The organism is Salinicola avicenniae, from assembly GCF_023736115.1.
Taxonomy (GTDB): Bacteria; Pseudomonadota; Gammaproteobacteria; order Pseudomonadales; family Halomonadaceae; genus Salinicola; species Salinicola avicenniae.
Map to the genome: position 1 here is coordinate 396272 of NZ_JAKQZC010000001.1, position 16473 is coordinate 412744.

Genomic DNA, 16473 nt, shown 5'->3' on the forward strand with positions numbered 1-16473 from the left:
CACCGTACGCGCTATGACGCACTATGGATAGCACTTTCCAAAGTATATTTCGTGTATGGCAGCGAGCTGTTGCGTCGTTCGATGCCGGGTAGCCAACCCTATCGCCCCGATGGTTGGAGAAACCACTCCTGTGACGCGGTAGCGGGCTTGGGCTATCTTGGCGGCAGGGCCCGCCTTCCGTCTACGCCGAGGCCGACCTTCATCGTATCGCCAGGAGAGAGACGTCCGATGACCGTCATGACCGCCGCCGAGATCGAGGACTTCCTCGACGATGTCTTTCCCCAGCGCCAGGGCACCATCGAAGCCGTCGATCACATGCGTGCCACCATGAGTCTGGCGATCGAGGACGAGCACCTACGCCCGGGGGCCAGCGTCTCCGGCCCCTCGATGGTGAACCTGGCGGACGTCGCGCTCTACGTCGCGATCCTGGCGCAGATCGGTCCCGAGCCGATGGCGGTCACCAGCAACTTCAACTGCCATTTCCTGCGCCGCGCCCGCGGTGACCGCGATCTGATCGCCAACGCACGTCTGCTCAAGCTGGGTCGCCGGCTGGCGGTCGGCGAGGTGCAGCTCTTCTCCACCGGGGACAACGAGCCGGTGGCGCTGGTCACCGCGACCTATGTGCTACCCGATCGCGACGATTGAACCCTCGATCACGGAAGCCTGCGAGCCTTCATGACGCGGCGGCCGGCCGCTGACGCCAGGCGCACCAGGCCAGCATCAGCCAGCCCGCCATCAGCAGCAGCCCACCGAACGGCGTAACGATGCCCAGCGGGCGAATGCCGCTCAGCACCAGCAGATAGAGCGAACCACTGAAGAGCACGATCCCCGCGAACCACAGGCTGACGACCAGCCTCTGTCCCCGCAGCGCGCGCTGTTGCTGCCACGCCAGGACCCCCATGATCGCCAGGGTATGCCAGGCCTGATAACGCACGCCGGTGCGAAACACCTCTAGCTCGTGTGGGGCCAGCGTCGGCCCCAGGGCGTGCGCGCCAAAGGCGCCGGCTGCCACAACGATGAATCCACTCAACGCGGCCAGTGTCCAGGCCCACTTTTGGTGCATACCGTGCCTCCCGGTAGACGATTATGCTGTTTTTTCGCGGCAGCGGCCGGTCAATCCCCGGCCTCGCGTGGCGCGTCTCGGAATTGACGCCCGCCAGTCTAGCGCGTAAAAACCGCTCCGGCAGCCGCCCTGGCGTCTGCGCCGTCATCGTTCTCCATAAGGATCTCCGAAATGGAATTCATCACTACTCTGCGCGACGCGGCCTATGCCGTCATGACGCCAGTCAGCGACTTCGTCTGGGGCTACATCCTGCTCTATCTGTTGCTGGGTGCTGGCCTGCTGTTCACCGTGATCACCGGTTTCATGCAGTTTCGCCTGTTTGGCCACATGGCCCGGGTGACTTTCACCAGCCGCGGTTCCGGCAACGGCGTCAGCGGTTTTCAGGCCTTTGCAACATCGCTGGCGGCGCGCGTCGGTACCGGCAATCTGGCCGGTGTAGCCCTGGCGCTGTGGGTCGGTGGTCCGGGCGCGATCTTCTGGATGTGGATGACCGCACTGGTCGGTTTCGCGACCTCGTTCATCGAATCGACGCTGGCGCAGACCTACAAGAAGCGCAATGAGGACGGCGTCTATCGCGGCGGTCCGGCCTACTACATCGAGCGGGCACTGGGGCAGCGCTGGATGAGCGCGCTGTTCGCGATCTTTCTGCTGATCGCCTACGGCCTCGCTTTCAACGGCGCCCAGTCCAACACCATCGCCCAAGGCATGCAGAAAGCCTTCGAGATTCCCAACTGGATGACCGGCGTCGCCCTGGTCCTGCTCTCGGCACTGGTGATCTATGGTGGACTCAAGTCGATTGCGCGGACGGCCGAGAAGATCGTGCCGATCATGGCGATCGGTTACTTCCTCGTCGCCCTGTGGGTGCTGCTGGCGAACCTGAGCGAAGTACCGGCGATGCTGGCGCTAATCGTCAAGAGTGCATTCGGCTACGGCCCCGCGGTGGGCGGCGCGGTCGGCTACACGATCAAGATCGCGATGGAGAACGGCATCAAGCGCGGGCTCTTCTCGAACGAGGCGGGCATGGGCTCGGCACCCAACGCCGCTGCCCAAGCCGACGTGAAACACCCTGCGGCCCAAGGCCTGGTACAGTCCTTCGGCGTGTTCATCGATACGTTGGTGATCTGCAGCTGTACCGCCGTGGTGATCCTGCTGTCGGGCGTCTACGAGACGCTGATGAGCACCTCGCCGGGCCAGGAGATCGTCGGGATCCAGCTGACCCAGGACGCGATGGTCGACCACCTCGGCAGCTTCGGTGAGATTTTCATCGCGGTCGCCATCTTCCTGTTCGCGTTTACCTCAATCATCGCCAACTTCTCCTACTCGCAGATCAACATCGAGTATCTGTTCCAGCGCCATGCCAAGCTGGCGGTGGGGGTGCTGCGCATCGCGGTGCTGGCGATGGTGATGATCGGTTCGGTGGCGCAGCTGCAGTTCGTCTGGGACTTCGCCGATCTGGCCATGGGGCTGATGGCGACGACTAACCTGATCGCGATCCTGCTGCTCTGCCCGATCGCCCTGCGTGTGCTGCGCGACTACGAGCGCCAGCGCCGAGAGGGTGTGCGCGAGCCAACCTTCGATCCGCAGCGTGTGCTCAAGCGGCCCGAGCAGGTCGATGCCGATGTCTGGCCGCGGCGTGACGATGCCTGAACCGCGCGCGAACTTGATTGGCGTGGATGCCTGACACGCCGCAAAGCGCTACAATGCGGCCGCTCGAATTCGCCCTTCGGGAGACCGTCATGCAGATCCAGCTCAATGGTGAATCCCGCCGCCTCGACGGCGACTCGACCCTCGCGCAGTTGATCGAGACGCTCGGCCTGGCCGGGCGTCGCGTCGCCATCGAGGTCAACGAGGAGATCGTGCCGCGCAGCCAGCACGCGCAGACGCAGCTGGCCGAAGGTGACCGCGTGGAGATCGTGCACGCCATCGGTGGCGGCTGATCGCCGCCACGCTCATTGAAGGAGTGACGCATGACGCAGCTCAAGCAGGATACCCCGTTGACCGTGGCCGGGCGTCGCTTCGCCTCGCGCCTGCTGGTCGGCACCGGCAAGTATCGCGACTTCGACGAGACCGCTGCGGCGATCGAGGCCAGCGGTGCCGATGTCGTCACCTTTGCCGTGCGTCGCAGCAACCTCGGTCAGAATCCGGACGAGCCTAACCTGCTCGATGTCATCTCGCCCGAGCGTTATACCCTGCTGCCCAACACCGCCGGCTGCTATACCGCGAAGGATGCGGTGCGCACCTGTCGCCTAGCGCGTGAACTGCTCGACGGCCATAACCTGGTCAAGCTCGAGGTGCTGGGGGACGAGAAGACGCTCTATCCCAACGTGACCGAGACCCTGGCGGCGGCCGAGACGCTGGTCGCCGACGGCTTCGATGTGATGGTCTACACCAGCGACGATCCGATCGTTGCCAAGGAGCTCGAGCGGCGCGGCTGCTGTGCGGTCATGCCGCTCGGTTCGCTGATCGGTTCCGGCAATGGCCTGCTCAATCCGGCGACCCTGGCGCTCATTCTCGAGCATGCCGAGGTGCCGGTGCTGGTGGATGCCGGCATCGGCACCGCGTCCGATGCGGCGCTGGCCATGGAGATGGGCTGCGATGGCGTGCTGATGAATTCGGCGATCGCCCACGCGCGCCAACCGGTGCTCATGGCCGGCGCCATGCGCAAGGCGGTCGAGGCCGGACGCGAAGCGTTCCTCGCCGAGCGTATGCCGCGCCGGGCCGACGCTAGCCCCTCCTCGCCGTTTGCCGGGCGCATCAACGGCTGATCTCGTGGCCGCTCGTCGAGAGCGGTCGCCTTTCCTCTCTTCTCACCGATACCCGACCGCATGACCGACCCGTCAAAACCCGAGAACGATGATCTCCCGCGCGAGGCGGAAGAAACCCCCAACAAGGCCCATCGTGGCATCAAGAGCTACGTGCTGCGCGCGGGACGTATGACGGCCGCCCAGGAACGGGGGCTCACGGAGGTCTGGCCACAGTGGGGGCTGACGCTCGACGCCGGCCGTCAGGATCTCGATACCCTGTTTGGTCGCTCGGCGCCGCGCGTGGTGGAGATCGGCTTTGGCATGGGGCAATCGCTGATCGAGCAGGCCGAGCGCCATCCGGAGACCGATTTCATCGGGATCGAAGTGCACGCGCCCGGTGTCGGCAAACTGCTCGACGAAGCCGACAAGCGTGGCCTGACCAATCTACGTGTCTATCGCGAGGATGCCCTGGCGGTGCTCGCGGACTGTCTGCCGGCAGCGAGCATCGACACCCTGCAGCTCTTTTTTCCCGATCCGTGGCCGAAGAAGAAGCATCACAAGCGCCGCATCGTGCAGCTGCCCTTTGTCGAGCTGGTGCGCACGCGCCTCAAGCCTGGCGGCACCTTGCACATGGCGACCGACTGGGAAGCCTACGCCGAGCACATGAGCGAGATCATGGCTGAAGCGCCCGGCTACGAGAACACGGCGCCGGCGGAGACCTCGCCCTATGTGGCCCGCCCGGCGTTTCGCCCGCTGACCAAGTTTGAAACCCGTGGCGAACGGCTCGGGCACGGGGTCTGGGATCTGATCTATCGACGTACCTGATCCGCGTGGCGCCAGCGCGAATGTCGGCTGGCGACCGTGGTCAGGGGCCGGATCGAAGGGCGTGAATCGGTAGGTGCCAAACGAAAAAAGGCCGCCCCAAGGTGGGGCGGCACTAAGGACCGTGACTAGCTTGATGAGGAGATAACCATGGCAGGAACCTGACATTCACTGCTGTGGTTAGTGGCGTTTGGCGACGCCACGAGAGAAAGGTTAATCATTCTCATTTGGCTTTGCAAGCTAAACGAGAATATTTTTTATTTGCACGCCTCAACTGGCGCCGACCAGCTTCAACAGCAGCGGCAGCGACGCCATGGCCAACAGCGTCTGGCCGGTGATGATCGCCGCCATCAGCTCGGCATCGCCGCCTAGCTGGCGAGCGAGGATATAGGCCGACGTGGCGGTGGGTAGCGCGGCGAAGAGTAGTGCGACATCGCGCTCCACGCCGGCAAGTCCGCATAGCCGGGCCAGCACTACGACCAGCAGCGGCATCGCCACCAGCTTGAGCAGGCTCGACAGCCAGAACGCGCGGCCGCCCTGCCACAGCGCTTGCGGGCGCAGCGCCACGCCCACTGCCACCAGCCCGAGCGGCAGGGCGGCCGCACCGAGCAATGAGGTCGCCTCGCGGCTCCAGCCGGGCAGACCGAGTCCGGTGAGGTTGAGTGCGATGCCGGCGGCACAGGCGAGAATCAGCGGGTTGCGTGCCAGCGCCAGGGCACTGCGACCGAGACTGGCACGGCCGAGTGTGCCCGAGGCGATAAAGGCCGCCACGCAGAGTAGATTGGCGCACGGTACCATCAGGGCCACTGCCACGGCGGCGACCGTGGCGCCTTCGGCGCCATACAGGGCGGCCGCGCCGGCCACGCCGACATAGGTGTTGAAGCGCACGGCGCCCTGAAAGGTAGAGGTAAAAGGCGCCGGCGGCAGCGCCAGCCATCGCCGCATACGCCATAGCGCCAGCGCCATGACTATCATGGCGCCGAGCAGGGTTACGCCGAGGCGTGCCACCGGTACGCTGGCGATATCGGCCGTGGCGAGCGTGGCGACCAGCATCGCAGGGAACAGCAGGTAGTAGATGACCCGTTCCAGGCGGGGCCAGAAGTCGCCGCCGGGAAAACGTGCCCATCCGAGTAGCGCACCGAGTAGAATCAGCAGGAAAAGCGGGCCTAGCGCATTCGCGATGTCGCTCATGTGGCATCCTTGTCGGCGCGGCGTCGTTCGTGGCTCGTGCCGTACATGTTATCGATCAAGTCCCTGAGGTTGGAGTCTCCAAACGTCCATGGCTGCATACGAAGAGGATACCTACCGGCCGCGTACGCTCAATCTGCTGATTGGTGTGACGCTGGCCACGATCGTGATCGCCCTGTGGTACCTGCTCGACTATTACTATTTGCGCGAATCCGAGGCACGCGTGACCTGGTATCCCCCGGCCCAGGGGTGCGTGCTCGAGGAGGGCTGTCGTGCCGGGCTCGGGGTCGCGGCGGCGATGCACTTCGCGATGCGCGAGGCGCCGGCGGGCGCCGGACAGTTGACCTTTGACGTCGACGTTCAAGGGTTCGAGGCGAAGCAGGTGAGGATCGAGTTCGTGGGGCGCGAGATGGACGTGCGTTCGCGCGCGTTCACGCTGGACGCGCAGGGCGACGGCCATTTCATCGGACACGGCGATCTCGGCGCCTGCAGCAGTCACGTGGACGCTTGGCGCGTGCAGGTCGCGATCGAGAGCGATCATGGACTCAAGGGAAGCTGGTTCGACTTCGACAGCGCCCAGTTTCCCGCGGCGGTCTCGCGTCGCGACAGTCGCCGCGAGGCAATCGATGGCTGCCTCTGGCGCAACGCTTAGGCCGGATCGCGGGCGGCCCAGAGGGCTGCTCGCGATAGCGACGCCAGAACGAAAAACGCCGGCGCTTGGCCGGCGTTTCTCGTGACAGGGCGGTGATCAGCTGTCGCTATCGTTGCCGCTGTCGTCGGGGTTGATGCCGAGCAGCTCGATCTTGAACTGCAGCGCTTGGTTGGGGCCGATCGGGCCGCCGGTACCGGCCGGACCGTAGGCCAGATCGGAAGGTACAGTGACCTTCCAGGTGTCACCCACGTGCATCATCTGGAGCGCTTCCTGCCAGCCGGGGATCACCTGATCCACCTGGAACGAGATCGGTTCGCCGCGCTCGTAGGAGCTGTCGAAAACGGTGCCGTCGGGCAGCGTGCCCTCGTAGTTGACGCGCACGGTATCGTCGCCGCTCGGCGAGGCGCCGTCACCGGACTCGAGCACTTCGTACTGAAGGCCGGAGTCGGTGGTCTCCACGCCATCCTTCTCGGCGTTTTCGGCGAGGAAGGCTTCGCTATTCGCACGATTGTCCTCGGCGACCTGCTCGCGCTGGGCCTTCTGCTCCTGCATCTTCTGCTGCTGGTACTGGGTCAGCGTGCTGCTGATCTCGTCCTGGCTTAGCTGCAGGTCGTTGTCGCCGTAGACATCACGGATCGCGGCGGCGAAGGCATCGACATCGAGATCCTGGATATCCTGGGAAAGCCCCTGGCCCAGCGTGGCGCCGATGCTGTAGCTCAGCTTGGACTGATTGCTGTCGAGGTCGACGCTGTCCTGGGCCAGTGCCGTCAGCGGCAGAGTGACAAGGCTGCCGAGCGCTACGGCGGTTACCAAACGTTTCATGCAAACTCCTTGGGGTCGCGAAGAGAACCGGTGCTGGCGGGTGCGAAGATGCCTCAAACACCGGTACGAGTCGTGTTGAGACTCTAACAGGTGGCCTCGGGTTCCGCATCCGCTGCCATCCAGGCCGCGAAAAGCGCCTCGAGCAGCGGTGCGCTGGTGGCATCGACGGGGCCGAGCCAAGCGCTGGCGGCCACCAGTGTTGCCGGCGTCGGCTTGGTGGGCCAGGCCGGTTCGGCGGGCAGACTGGCGAGCTGGCGCAGGGCTTCCTGCTCCGCCAGCCACTCGGCCTGCTTGAGCGTCTCGCGCAGTGGCACCAGGGCGGGCGAGCGCTGAGCCGGCGCTTTCAGGCGGCGGCGACGTTCACGCAGCGGCCATGTCATCTCGCGCTGCCAGCGGCGCACGTCCTCCAGCGCCCGGCGGGCCTTGTCGGTGGGCTGGTGGCCGGCTTCGGCCAGCCAGGCGATCCACAACAGTTCGCAGATATCCCAGCCATGGCGGTCCTGCAGCGTCAGGCAGCATGCCTCGACGCCGGGGCGTGCGTAGCGGTCGAGGGCGTAGTGCCACAGCGAGAGATCGTCGCTGGCGGACATGCGGTGCTCCCGGTCGGTGACTGTTAGAATGAGCGCCCATTCGACGCGCCCTGGAGCCCGGCATGATTGCATTCCGCCAACTCGCCCTGCAACGCGGCACACGCCGGCTGATCGAGAACGCCGATCTGGTCCTGCATGAGGGGCACAAGGTCGGTATCGTCGGGGCCAACGGTGCCGGCAAATCGAGCCTGTTCGCGTTGATTCGCGGCGAGCTGGGGGCTGACGCCGGCAGCGTCGAGATCGCCGGCGGCAAGCGAATCGCGCACATGGCGCAGGAAGTATCGGCGACCGACCGGGCACTGGTCGAGTTCGTGCTCGATGGCGATACCGCCCTGCGCGAGGCGGAGCGCGAACTGGCTGCGGCCCAGGCGAGCGGAGAGACCACCCGCGAGGCGTCGCTGCACGGGCGCATCGAGGCGCTGGACGGCTATACCGCGCGGGCGCGGGCGGAGCAGCTGCTGGCCGGATTGGGATTTGCCCAGGCCGATCTTTACCGGCCGTTGGCTGACTTCTCGGGCGGTTGGCGCATGCGCGTCGGGCTGGCACGGACGCTGTTCACGCCGTCGGAAATTCTGCTGCTCGACGAACCGACCAACCACCTCGATCTCGATGCACTGGTCTGGCTGGAGCAGTGGCTGGTGCGCTACCCCGGCACGCTGATGCTGATCTCCCACGATCGCGATTTCCTCGATGCCGTGTGCGATCACATCCTGCATATCGACCAGGGCCAGCTGGTGCTCTACCGGGGACATTACAGCGCTTTCGAACGGGTGCGTGCCGAACGTCAGGCGCAGCAGCAGGCCGCACTCGAGAAACAGCAGGCGCGGCGCGCCGAGATCGAGCGTTTCGTCGACCGCTTCCGCGCCAAGGCGACCAAGGCGCGCCAGGCGCAGAGCCGGCTCAAGATGCTGGAACGGATGGAGCATATTGCCGCTGCGCGCGTCGATTCGCCGTTCCGGTTCCGCCTGCCGTGTGCCGACAAGACTTCGTCACCATTGCTCTCGCTCGATCAAGCCTCCCTCGGTTATGCCGAGCGCATTATCCTCGAGAACGTGAAAGTCTCGCTGTTGCCGGGCGAGCGAATCGGGCTGCTCGGGCCCAACGGCGCCGGTAAGTCGACCCTGATCAAGACGCTGATCGGCAGTCTGCCGCCGCAGGCCGGTAGGCGTACCGCCGGCGACAATCTGGCCGTCGGCTATTTCGCCCAGCACCAGCTCGAGCATCTCGACATCACTGCCACGCCTTTCACCCACGTGCAGCGGCTCTCGCCGACGGCGAGCGATCAGTCGATCCGTGATTTCCTCGGCGGTTTCGGCTTCCGTGGCGACGATGTCTTCGGCGACGTCTCGCGCTTTTCCGGCGGCGAGAAGGCGCGTCTGGCGCTGTCGTTGGTGGCATGGGAGAAACCCAACCTACTGCTGCTCGACGAACCGACCAACCACCTCGATCTCGACATGCGCGAGGCGCTGGCCGAGGCGCTCGCCGAGTACGAGGGGGCGGTGGTGATCGTGTCTCACGATCGCCATCTGTTGCGGGCGAGCGTCGACACCTTCTGGCGGGTGGCGGAGGGGCGCGTCGAGCCTTTCGATGGCGATCTCGATGACTACCATCAGTGGCTCAAGTCACGCGAGGCGTCGCAGCGGCAGGCGGCGCGCCAGGAAAAGTCAGGCGTCGAAGGCGGTGATCGCAAGGCGGTTCGACGCGCCGCCGCCGAGCGCCGCGAGCAGATGAAGCCGCTGCGCAAGCAGCGTGATGCGGCAGAGAAGCAACTGGAGACCGCGCAGGCCGCGCTCGCCACGCTGGAGGCGCAGCTGGCCGACCCGACGCTCTACGAGGCGTCGCGCAAGGAAGAGTTGACCCGTCTGGTCCGCGAGCAGGGCGAGCGTCAGACCGAGGTCGAATCGCTCGAAGGCGACTGGCTGGCGGCGGAGGAAGCGTTGGAGGCGCTGGAGGCGGAGCTCGACGCGGCATCCTGAGTCTCGCCGACTACACTGTGCGGGAGCTTTCATGTGCAGGAGAGCGCCATGCCCTACGCCAATCGCGACGAGATTCCCGACAGCGCCCGCAAGGTGTTGCCACCGCATGCTCGTACGATCTACCGGGAAGCCTTCAACAGCGCCTGGGAAACGTACAAGAACCCCGAGGATCGGCGCGGCGACAGCTCCCGCGAGGCTGTCGCCCACGCCGTGGCCTGGAAAGCCGTCGAGGCCAAGTATGCCAAAGGTGACGATGGCCAATGGCATCCCAGGAAGTGAATCAGGAGAGGCGCCGCGCGGCCAGGCTTGTGGCTCGCAGTTAGTCCGCGTAGATCATCTTCCGCGTCATCCCTCCATCGACGGTGATCTGCTGGCCGGTAATGAAACCGGCCCTGTCGCTGGCGAGGAACTGGATTGTGGCGGCCACGTCGCTCGGTTCGCCGATTCGCCCGACCGGGTGCTGGGTGCGATCGATGTCGCGAGGCTCGGGAGCCGTCCGCGTCCGTGATTTCTGCCACGGCCCGGTTTCTATCCAGCCCGGGCAGATGGCGTTGACGCGAATCTCGGGGCCGAGGCTGATGGCGAGCGCGTGGGTCATCGACAGCAGGCCACCCTTGGCGGCGGCGTAGGATTCGCAGTGCGGTTCCGACTGCAGCGCACGGGTCGAGGCGATGTTGACGATCGCGCCGTGACGCTCGCGTAGTCCGGGGACCGCGGCGCGCGTGCAGAGAAAGGCGCCGGTCAGATGGCTTTCCTGCCAGCGTCGCCAGTCGGTCAGCGACAGGTGCTCGATCGGGCCGCATTCGGGGTCGGCAATCCCGGCGTTGTTGACCAGCAGATCTAGCCCGGTTGTCTTGTGGTTCTCCTGCTGCCAGGCGAGCAGGTGCTGGAACGCTTCCTTGACCTGTAGCTCATCGCTGACGTCTACCACCATCGCCAGCAGCGGGGCTTCCGGATAGGCTTCATCGAGTTCCGCCACGGCTTCGGGATCTCGGTCCAGCGCGGCCACGCGCCAGCCCTCCTGCAGCAACAATTCCACCGTTGCCAGGCCGATACCCTGGGCACCGCCGGTAATGATCGCGAGAGGCGTTGTCATTTTCGATTCCTTTCTCGTGGCGTCGTGCCACTGTTTCCCTGTCGTCTCCGCCGCACCATGCGGGGAGATCCTGTCGTTATGAGCGCCTTGTCACTGGCGCCTTGCCCATGGGCGGCGAGACGTGAGGGCCTGGCCCATGGCAATTTTGTTATTGGTTCCGAATTATCCGCCCGTTGCCGCTGGGTTTGTCACTGCGGTTCCCCCGAGACAGCGGCAGGCGCGTACCAGGCGGCAAGCTATCCGGCGGGGGCTCAGGTTTCCAGCAGAAAGGTCACCGGCCCGTCATTGACCAGCGCCACCTGCATATCCGCCCCGAAGCGCCCCGTGGCGACTTTGGGCCAGGCCGCCTGCGCGCGGGTGACCAGATGCTCGAACATCGCCTGGCCGTGCGCCGGGGGAGCCGCGCTCGAAAAGCTGGGCCGCAGCCCCTTGTCGGTGGCGGCGACCAGCGTGAACTGCGACACCAGCAGCAGGCCGCCCTCGGCCTGCTGCAGATTGCGATTCATGCGGCCCGCCTCGTCGGCAAAGACCCGGTAGTGCAGCAGTTTGTGCAGCAGGCGTTCGGCGCTGGCGGCGTCATCCTCGGCGGCGACACCGATCAGCGCCAGCAGCCCGTGATCGATACGACCGACGATCTCGTCGTCGACGCTGACCGAGGCGTGGGTGACGCGTTGGATCAAGGCTCTCATGGGGCGGGCAATCTTTTCCTTGTCGCGAGGGACGGTGCGCGGCCAGTGCGCCGTGGGGCAGGCCGTGCCGCGGACAAGCGTAGCATGCCGAGGGCGGTTGAAAAGCCCCGCCGGTGGCGAGTCTCACGCCGGGTAGCGCTGGCCGACATTCGGCGGCCTTCTGGTAATCGCGGCGTTCATCTTGTTATAAATGAAGTCCTTCGAGCCTGGGGCAGCGGCATCTTCACCCGCCACGGCGCGGTGTTGGCGGCTGTCGTCGGGTGCTTTCCACGACAAGGATAACCGCTATGAATCGAACCTCCACGGCGTCGGGCGGTGGCAAGGAGGGCGGTGCGCTTCTCGGTGCGCTGCTCGCCCTGGATCGGCTGCTGGGGGTGATCGAGCGCACCCTGATTGCCGTCGCCATTCTCTTTATGGCGCTGCTCATGAGCGCCCACGTGGTCGGCAACATTCTTTTCAACCAGGGGATCGCCGGCACCTACGAGATCACCGAAATGCTGATCGTGGTGATCACCTTTGTCGGCGTCGGCTACGCTGCTCGCCACGCCCGTCATATCAGCATGTCCGCCCTCTATGATCAGTTGAGCGGACGCGCGCGCAAGGCGCTGATGATTCTGATCTGCCTCGGCACCGCCGTGCTGATGTTCTACTTCTGCTACAAGTCGATCGAGTACGTGATGGCGCTCTATCAGCGAGGGCGAACCAGCGCCTCGCTGCAGATTCCGTTCTGGATCGTCTATCTCGCACTGCCGGTGGGCTTCACGCTTGCGGGCATTCAGTACGTGCTCACGGCGATTCGCAATCTCGTCAGCCCCGGCGTGTGGCGCTCACTGACCGAGGAAGAGGACTACGCCGAGGTGCCCGAGGAGGGCGCCGCGCCGGCCGACGGCGTGGCGGCTGACGATACCGCGCCGCGCGAGCGATAGCGGATCGTGAGCTGAACGGATGACTACCGACAACGACAACAGAAGACAAGGACAACCCTCATGCTGATTGGCCTGGGCCTGATCATGCTGGTGCTGCTGCTGCTGGGCTTTCCCATGATGGTGCCGCTGGCAGCCGGCACTCTCTACATGATGTTCACCGGAATGACCTTCTTCGGCCCCGATCAGGCGGTGAGCTGGATGATCAGCGGTGTCGGCAGCTGGGTGCTGGCGGCGGTGCCGATGTTCATCTTCGCGGCCGATATTCTCACCAAGGGCCATACCGCCAACCGCCTGCTGGACGTGGTCGATGCCTTTACCCGCCATCTGCGCGGTGGCCTGCCGATCACCACCGCCGCGTCGTGTGCGCTGTTCGGGGCGGTCTCCGGCTCGACCCAGGCGACCGTGGTGGCCATGGGCGGGCCGATGCGCCCGCGGCTGTTGAAAAAGGGCTACTCCGATCCCTTTGCGCTGGCGCTGATCATCAACGCCAGCGATATCGCGCTGCTGATCCCGCCGAGCATCGGCTTCATCATCTACGGCGTGGCGATGCAGACCTCGATCGGCGATCTGTTCCTCGCCGGGATCCTGCCCGGGGTGCTGATCCTGGTGCTGTTCGCGATCTACTGCTGGGTCGATTCGTGGCTCAAGGGCATCGAGCCGGAACCCAAGGCCTCGTGGCGCGAGCGGGGGCGTGCGATCAAGCGCGTGATCCTGCCGATCGGCTTTCCGATTCTGGTGGTCGGTGGCATCTACGGCGGTTTTTTCAGCGCCGTCGAAGCCTCGGCGGTCGCTGTGGCTTATGCACTGCTGCTGGAAGTGGTGATCTACCGTCAGGTCTCGGTCCGCGATCTCGGCAGCCTGGCGCTCTCCACCGGGCTGATCACCTCCGTGGTGTTCATTCTGGTGGCGATCGGCGCCGCCTTCTCCCAGGCGCTGGGAACGGCCGGCGTGCCGAACCAGATTCTCGGCCCGTTGATCGATGCCATCGGCGACAATCAGTTCCTGGCGCTGTTGCTGATCGCGGTCGCGTTCTTCATTGGCTGCATGTTCGTCGACCCGATCGTGGTGATCCTGATTCTGGTACCGATCTTCAAGCCGCTGGTGGAGTCCACCGGCCTCGATCCGATCCACGTCGGTGTCATCGTGACCCTGCAGGCGGCGATCGGCTCGGCCACGCCGCCGTTCGGCTGCGACATCTTCACCGCCATCGCGGTGTTCCGTCGTCCCTATCTGGATGTGATCCGTGGCACGCCGCCATTCATCTTCATCCTGCTGCTGGCGACGCTGCTGCTGATCCTGTTTCCGCAGATCTCGCTGCTGCTGCCTTCGCTGGGCGGTGACTGACGCCGATCATGGCGCCACGCTGGCCATCGAGCCATAAAAAACCCGGAAGCCATGGCTTCCGGGTTTTTTGTGACTCGGTGACCCGCTCGCCCATGGGCGGGCCACCATCAGCGGTTTGTCTTTCGCCAATCAGGCGCCGGTGTCGCTGGAACCGGATTCGCTGGCTTCGACCTGCTCGAGGATGATATCGAGGGCTTCGCCGCCACGCTCGCCGACCATGTCGACGAATTCCTCGCGAATCGGGCGAGCCAGCTCACGGAAGCGATTACGCTGCTCTTCATCCAGGCGGATGATGTTAATGTCGCTGTTTTCCTGGATGGTGCTCAGGCGCTCTTCGTTGAGTTGAGCCTGGATCTCGTGGCCCTTCTGCACCATCTCGTCGATGGTCTCGACGAGCATCTGCTGCTGCTCGTCGGAAAGCCCTTCGTACCACTCCTGATTGGAGATCAGGTTGGCGATGAACTGCGACTGCCCGGCGAAAATCATGTCGTCCTGAACTTCGTAGAAGCCCATGTTCTCGTGCGCCCAGACCGGCTGGATATTGCCTTCCGCCTGGCCCTGCTGCAGGGCGCTGTAGAGCTCGCCGTAGGCGATAGTGATCGGCGCGGCGCCGTAGGCTTCGTAGGTGGCGCGCAGCAGGCTGTTGTCCATTACGCGGATCTGCAGCCCCTGCATATCTTCCGGCGTGTGGATCTCCTTGTTGGCGGTCCAGACCTGAGCGCCTTCGGGCAGGGCAGCCAGCGGTACCAGGTCTCGCTCGCGGAACGACTGCTGCCAGGCATCGCTCTGCATGAAGGCGTCGGAATTGAGAATCTCCGCCGTCTCCTGCTGGTCGTTGGGCATGACATAGTTGAGGCTCATCAACTGGCTTTCGGGGACCGTGCCGCCGAGGAAACCGGAGCCGAAGGAGAGCGGAATCGCGCCGCTCTGGATGGCATCGTAGAGCGTCGAGTAGCTGGAGCCCCACACGCCGTAAGGCAGAATCTCGACGGTAATGTCGCCGCCGCTCTTTTCTTCGATAAGCTGCTTGAAGGCCTCGGCATACTCGTACTGCACGCTGCCTTCGGTTTCCTCGAGGCCGAAGCGCCAAGTGTCGGCGAAGGCGGCGGAGGCGGTGGTCATCATGGTGGCGGCAATCACGCCGGTTGCAATGCTGCGCATCTGCATACGGATACCTTTAGTCGTTATTCACCCGATTCAGAAGAGGACAGCAGGCGGCATCTGTCAACTGACGAGGTCGCTCGGACCGTGCGTCGCGACGCCGCGCTGCCATCGCGCGAAAGTTCACTGTAACACGTCGGTGCGCTCGGGGCCGGCTGCTACCACCAGGCATGAAAGTGATGCGGTGGCCCCTTGCCGCGGCCGACGGAAAGTCGCTCGCTGGCTTCCAGCGCGCGATGTAGCCATCCCTTGGCCGCCTCGATCGCGTCGTCGGCACGGCGTTCGTCCGGCGCCAGCTTCGCCAGCTCGGCGGCGATTGCCGAGGAGAGTGCGCAGCCGGCGCCATGCAGGTTTTGCGTCGCCAGGCGCGGTGCTTCGAGCCAGCGCGTGCCGGCCGGTGTCCATAGCAGATCCGGACAGCGCGACAGCGTCAGGTGCCCCCCCTTGAGCAATCCCCAAGGGGCCCCGAGGGCCGAGAGTGCGGTAACAGCCTGTTCCATCGAGGCGAGATCCCGCGGTGTCGGTGTGCCCAGCAGCGCCGCGGCCTCGGGCAGGTTCGGTGTGATCACGTCGGCCAGCGGTACCAGTACCTCGCGAACCGCGCGCAGTCCCTCATCGTCGACCAGACGATCCCCGCTCTTGGCCACCATGACCGGGTCGAGCACGATCCAGCGCGGGCGATGCCGCAACAGCGCCTCGGCGATCGTCTCCGCCACCTCGCGACTGGCCACCATGCCGATCTTCACCGCATCGATGGCGACATCGTCGAGCAGGTTGTCGAGCTGCGTTCGGATCATGCCGGCCGACACCGGCTCGACCGCCTGCACGCCTTGGGTATTCTGTGCAATCACGGCGGTGATCACGCTGGTAGCGTAGCCGCCGAGCGCCGAGAACGTCTTCATGTCGGCCTGCAGGCCGGCACCGCCGGAGGGGTCGGAGCCGGCGATGGTGAGTAGATGCGGTATCGGTACGGGAGCCATGGATCAACATTGCAAGCGACGGGAAAGCAACTAGCCTAAAACAGGACGCTCGGTTGTCCCAACGCTTCTTCGACGCCGTGTGTCCTGTCTGGTCGCCGCACCTTGCGTGCCTCGGGTTGAATTCGGACGATGTGCGTCCGCGGCGGTGATCGATGCGTGAAAATAACGATGAAAGGCATCGCCGATTCAATTCCATTAGCCTGCTTGTTAACGTCGAAGAAAGGCGTAAACTTACAAAATTGATAGCTTGATCGATGACGGTTTATTGCCGGATGTGCCGTCTTTTGGCCGAGAGCTTGGGCAGCACCAAGCGCCGGATTCGGCGGCAAGGTATGAATCGATACACCGATATTAGCCATTGGCATGACGACATCATTTTTTGGTAAATCGACGTTACTATTGGCGCAGCAACGTGGTTGT

General features: G+C 64.7%; 18 protein-coding genes. 10 read left to right on the top strand and 8 right to left on the bottom strand.

Annotation, left to right across the window (positions count from 1 at the left end; genetic code table 11):
* Nucleotides 1-228 precede the first annotated feature (228 nt).
* Nucleotides 229-645, top strand: coding sequence for a PaaI family thioesterase (locus MC381_RS01765; protein WP_251976001.1), 417 nt, complete (start codon nt 229-231; stop codon nt 643-645).
* Between the two features lie 28 nt (nt 646-673).
* Here the strand turns inward: MC381_RS01765 and MC381_RS01770 are convergent, their stop codons facing one another.
* Nucleotides 674-1063 carry a DUF423 domain-containing protein gene (locus tag MC381_RS01770; protein ID WP_251976002.1) on the bottom strand — a complete coding sequence of 130 codons (390 nt, stop codon included), beginning with the start codon at nt 1061-1063 and terminating at the stop codon, nt 674-676.
* A gap of 171 nt (nt 1064-1234) precedes the next feature.
* Here MC381_RS01770 and MC381_RS01775 point away from each other — a divergent pair, with 171 nt between their 5' ends.
* The 4 genes from MC381_RS01775 (at nt 1235) to trmB (ending at nt 4632) form a co-directional block, all read left to right on the top strand.
* Complete coding sequence (locus MC381_RS01775; protein ID WP_251976003.1) at nt 1235-2710, top strand: alanine/glycine:cation symporter family protein; 1476 nt, start codon at nt 1235-1237, stop codon at nt 2708-2710.
* Between the two features lie 89 nt (nt 2711-2799).
* Nucleotides 2800-3000 (top strand): sulfur carrier protein ThiS, encoded by a 201-nt coding sequence (gene thiS, locus MC381_RS01780; RefSeq protein WP_251976004.1) that lies wholly within the window; start codon nt 2800-2802, stop codon nt 2998-3000.
* Between the two features lie 30 nt (nt 3001-3030).
* Complete coding sequence (locus MC381_RS01785) at nt 3031-3828, top strand: thiazole synthase (RefSeq protein WP_251976005.1); 798 nt, start codon at nt 3031-3033, stop codon at nt 3826-3828.
* Nucleotides 3829-3888: 60 nt separating this feature from the next.
* Nucleotides 3889-4632: a tRNA (guanosine(46)-N7)-methyltransferase TrmB gene (gene trmB / locus MC381_RS01790; protein ID WP_251976006.1), complete on the top strand. Its 744-nt coding sequence runs from the start codon at nt 3889-3891 to the stop codon at nt 4630-4632.
* 267 nt (nt 4633-4899) lie between these two features.
* Here the strand turns inward: trmB and MC381_RS01795 are convergent, their stop codons facing one another.
* Complete coding sequence (locus tag MC381_RS01795; protein ID WP_251976007.1) at nt 4900-5820, bottom strand: AEC family transporter; 921 nt, start codon at nt 5818-5820, stop codon at nt 4900-4902.
* Between the two features lie 88 nt (nt 5821-5908).
* On the opposite strand from MC381_RS01795, the gene MC381_RS01800 reads away from it, so the two are divergent.
* Nucleotides 5909-6469, top strand: coding sequence for a hypothetical protein (locus MC381_RS01800; protein WP_251976008.1), 561 nt, complete (start codon nt 5909-5911; stop codon nt 6467-6469).
* Nucleotides 6470-6565: 96 nt separating this feature from the next.
* On the opposite strand, the gene bamJ is transcribed toward MC381_RS01800, so the two are convergent.
* Both bamJ and MC381_RS01810 read right to left on the bottom strand, forming a co-directional pair.
* Nucleotides 6566-7291, bottom strand: coding sequence for a BamJ family beta-barrel-assembly machinery protein (gene bamJ, locus MC381_RS01805; protein WP_251976009.1), 726 nt, complete (start codon nt 7289-7291; stop codon nt 6566-6568).
* 83 nt (nt 7292-7374) lie between these two features.
* On the bottom strand, nt 7375-7881 hold the full coding sequence (locus tag MC381_RS01810; protein WP_251976010.1) for a TIGR02444 family protein: 507 nt from the start codon (nt 7879-7881) through the stop codon (nt 7375-7377).
* A 62-nt stretch (nt 7882-7943) separates the two neighbouring features.
* Between MC381_RS01810 and MC381_RS01815 the strand changes: the two genes are divergently transcribed.
* Nucleotides 7944-9857: an ATP-binding cassette domain-containing protein gene (locus tag MC381_RS01815; RefSeq protein WP_251976011.1), complete on the top strand. Its 1914-nt coding sequence runs from the start codon at nt 7944-7946 to the stop codon at nt 9855-9857.
* Between the two features lie 48 nt (nt 9858-9905).
* Entirely contained in the window at nt 9906-10136 is a 231-nt protein-coding gene (locus MC381_RS01820) for a ChaB family protein (RefSeq protein ID WP_251976012.1), read from the top strand.
* Between the two features lie 40 nt (nt 10137-10176).
* Here the strand turns inward: MC381_RS01820 and MC381_RS01825 are convergent, their stop codons facing one another.
* The gene (locus tag MC381_RS01825; RefSeq protein WP_251976013.1) at nt 10177-10953 is read right to left on the bottom strand and encodes an SDR family NAD(P)-dependent oxidoreductase; all 777 of its coding nucleotides are present in this window, start codon (nt 10951-10953) and stop codon (nt 10177-10179) included.
* A gap of 251 nt (nt 10954-11204) precedes the next feature.
* A complete protein-coding gene (gene dtd / locus MC381_RS01830) occupies nt 11205-11642 on the bottom strand; it encodes a D-aminoacyl-tRNA deacylase (protein WP_251976014.1) in 438 nt (145 codons plus the stop codon).
* 287 nt (nt 11643-11929) lie between these two features.
* Here dtd and MC381_RS01835 point away from each other — a divergent pair, with 287 nt between their 5' ends.
* Together MC381_RS01835 and MC381_RS01840 are read left to right on the top strand one after the other, a co-directional pair.
* Nucleotides 11930-12568 (top strand): TRAP transporter small permease, encoded by a 639-nt coding sequence (locus MC381_RS01835; protein ID WP_251976015.1) that lies wholly within the window; start codon nt 11930-11932, stop codon nt 12566-12568.
* A gap of 60 nt (nt 12569-12628) precedes the next feature.
* Nucleotides 12629-13912, top strand: coding sequence for a TRAP transporter large permease (locus MC381_RS01840; RefSeq protein ID WP_251976016.1), 1284 nt, complete (start codon nt 12629-12631; stop codon nt 13910-13912).
* Between the two features lie 129 nt (nt 13913-14041).
* On the opposite strand, the gene dctP is transcribed toward MC381_RS01840, so the two are convergent.
* Both dctP and thiD read right to left on the bottom strand, forming a co-directional pair.
* Nucleotides 14042-15073, bottom strand: coding sequence for a TRAP transporter substrate-binding protein DctP (gene dctP, locus MC381_RS01845; RefSeq protein WP_319022822.1), 1032 nt, complete (start codon nt 15071-15073; stop codon nt 14042-14044).
* A 158-nt stretch (nt 15074-15231) separates the two neighbouring features.
* Entirely contained in the window at nt 15232-16053 is an 822-nt protein-coding gene (gene thiD / locus MC381_RS01850; RefSeq protein ID WP_251976018.1) for a bifunctional hydroxymethylpyrimidine kinase/phosphomethylpyrimidine kinase, read from the bottom strand.
* Between the last annotated feature and the right edge of the window lie 420 nt (nt 16054-16473).

What these genes read in the sequence shown, in the direction of transcription:
- dctP (WP_319022822.1), bottom strand. Translation starts at nt 15,073, where the DNA reads ATGCGCAGCATTGCAACCGGCGTGATTGCCGCCACCATGATGACCACC.
- MC381_RS01820 (WP_251976012.1), top strand. Translation starts at nt 9,906, where the DNA reads ATGCCCTACGCCAATCGCGACGAGATTCCCGACAGCGCCCGCAAGGTG.
- bamJ (WP_251976009.1), bottom strand. Translation starts at nt 7,291, where the DNA reads ATGAAACGTTTGGTAACCGCCGTAGCGCTCGGCAGCCTTGTCACTCTG.
- MC381_RS01770 (WP_251976002.1), bottom strand. Translation starts at nt 1,063, where the DNA reads ATGCACCAAAAGTGGGCCTGGACACTGGCCGCGTTGAGTGGATTCATC.
- MC381_RS01800 (WP_251976008.1), top strand. Translation starts at nt 5,909, where the DNA reads ATGGCTGCATACGAAGAGGATACCTACCGGCCGCGTACGCTCAATCTG.
- MC381_RS01840 (WP_251976016.1), top strand. Translation starts at nt 12,629, where the DNA reads ATGCTGATTGGCCTGGGCCTGATCATGCTGGTGCTGCTGCTGCTGGGC.
- dtd (WP_251976014.1), bottom strand. Translation starts at nt 11,642, where the DNA reads ATGAGAGCCTTGATCCAACGCGTCACCCACGCCTCGGTCAGCGTCGAC.
- MC381_RS01810 (WP_251976010.1), bottom strand. Translation starts at nt 7,881, where the DNA reads ATGTCCGCCAGCGACGATCTCTCGCTGTGGCACTACGCCCTCGACCGC.
- MC381_RS01785 (WP_251976005.1), top strand. Translation starts at nt 3,031, where the DNA reads ATGACGCAGCTCAAGCAGGATACCCCGTTGACCGTGGCCGGGCGTCGC.
- trmB (WP_251976006.1), top strand. Translation starts at nt 3,889, where the DNA reads ATGACCGACCCGTCAAAACCCGAGAACGATGATCTCCCGCGCGAGGCG.
- thiS (WP_251976004.1), top strand. Translation starts at nt 2,800, where the DNA reads ATGCAGATCCAGCTCAATGGTGAATCCCGCCGCCTCGACGGCGACTCG.
- MC381_RS01815 (WP_251976011.1), top strand. Translation starts at nt 7,944, where the DNA reads ATGATTGCATTCCGCCAACTCGCCCTGCAACGCGGCACACGCCGGCTG.
- MC381_RS01765 (WP_251976001.1), top strand. Translation starts at nt 229, where the DNA reads ATGACCGTCATGACCGCCGCCGAGATCGAGGACTTCCTCGACGATGTC.
- thiD (WP_251976018.1), bottom strand. Translation starts at nt 16,053, where the DNA reads ATGGCTCCCGTACCGATACCGCATCTACTCACCATCGCCGGCTCCGAC.
- MC381_RS01825 (WP_251976013.1), bottom strand. Translation starts at nt 10,953, where the DNA reads ATGACAACGCCTCTCGCGATCATTACCGGCGGTGCCCAGGGTATCGGC.
- MC381_RS01835 (WP_251976015.1), top strand. Translation starts at nt 11,930, where the DNA reads ATGAATCGAACCTCCACGGCGTCGGGCGGTGGCAAGGAGGGCGGTGCG.
- MC381_RS01795 (WP_251976007.1), bottom strand. Translation starts at nt 5,820, where the DNA reads ATGAGCGACATCGCGAATGCGCTAGGCCCGCTTTTCCTGCTGATTCTA.
- MC381_RS01775 (WP_251976003.1), top strand. Translation starts at nt 1,235, where the DNA reads ATGGAATTCATCACTACTCTGCGCGACGCGGCCTATGCCGTCATGACG.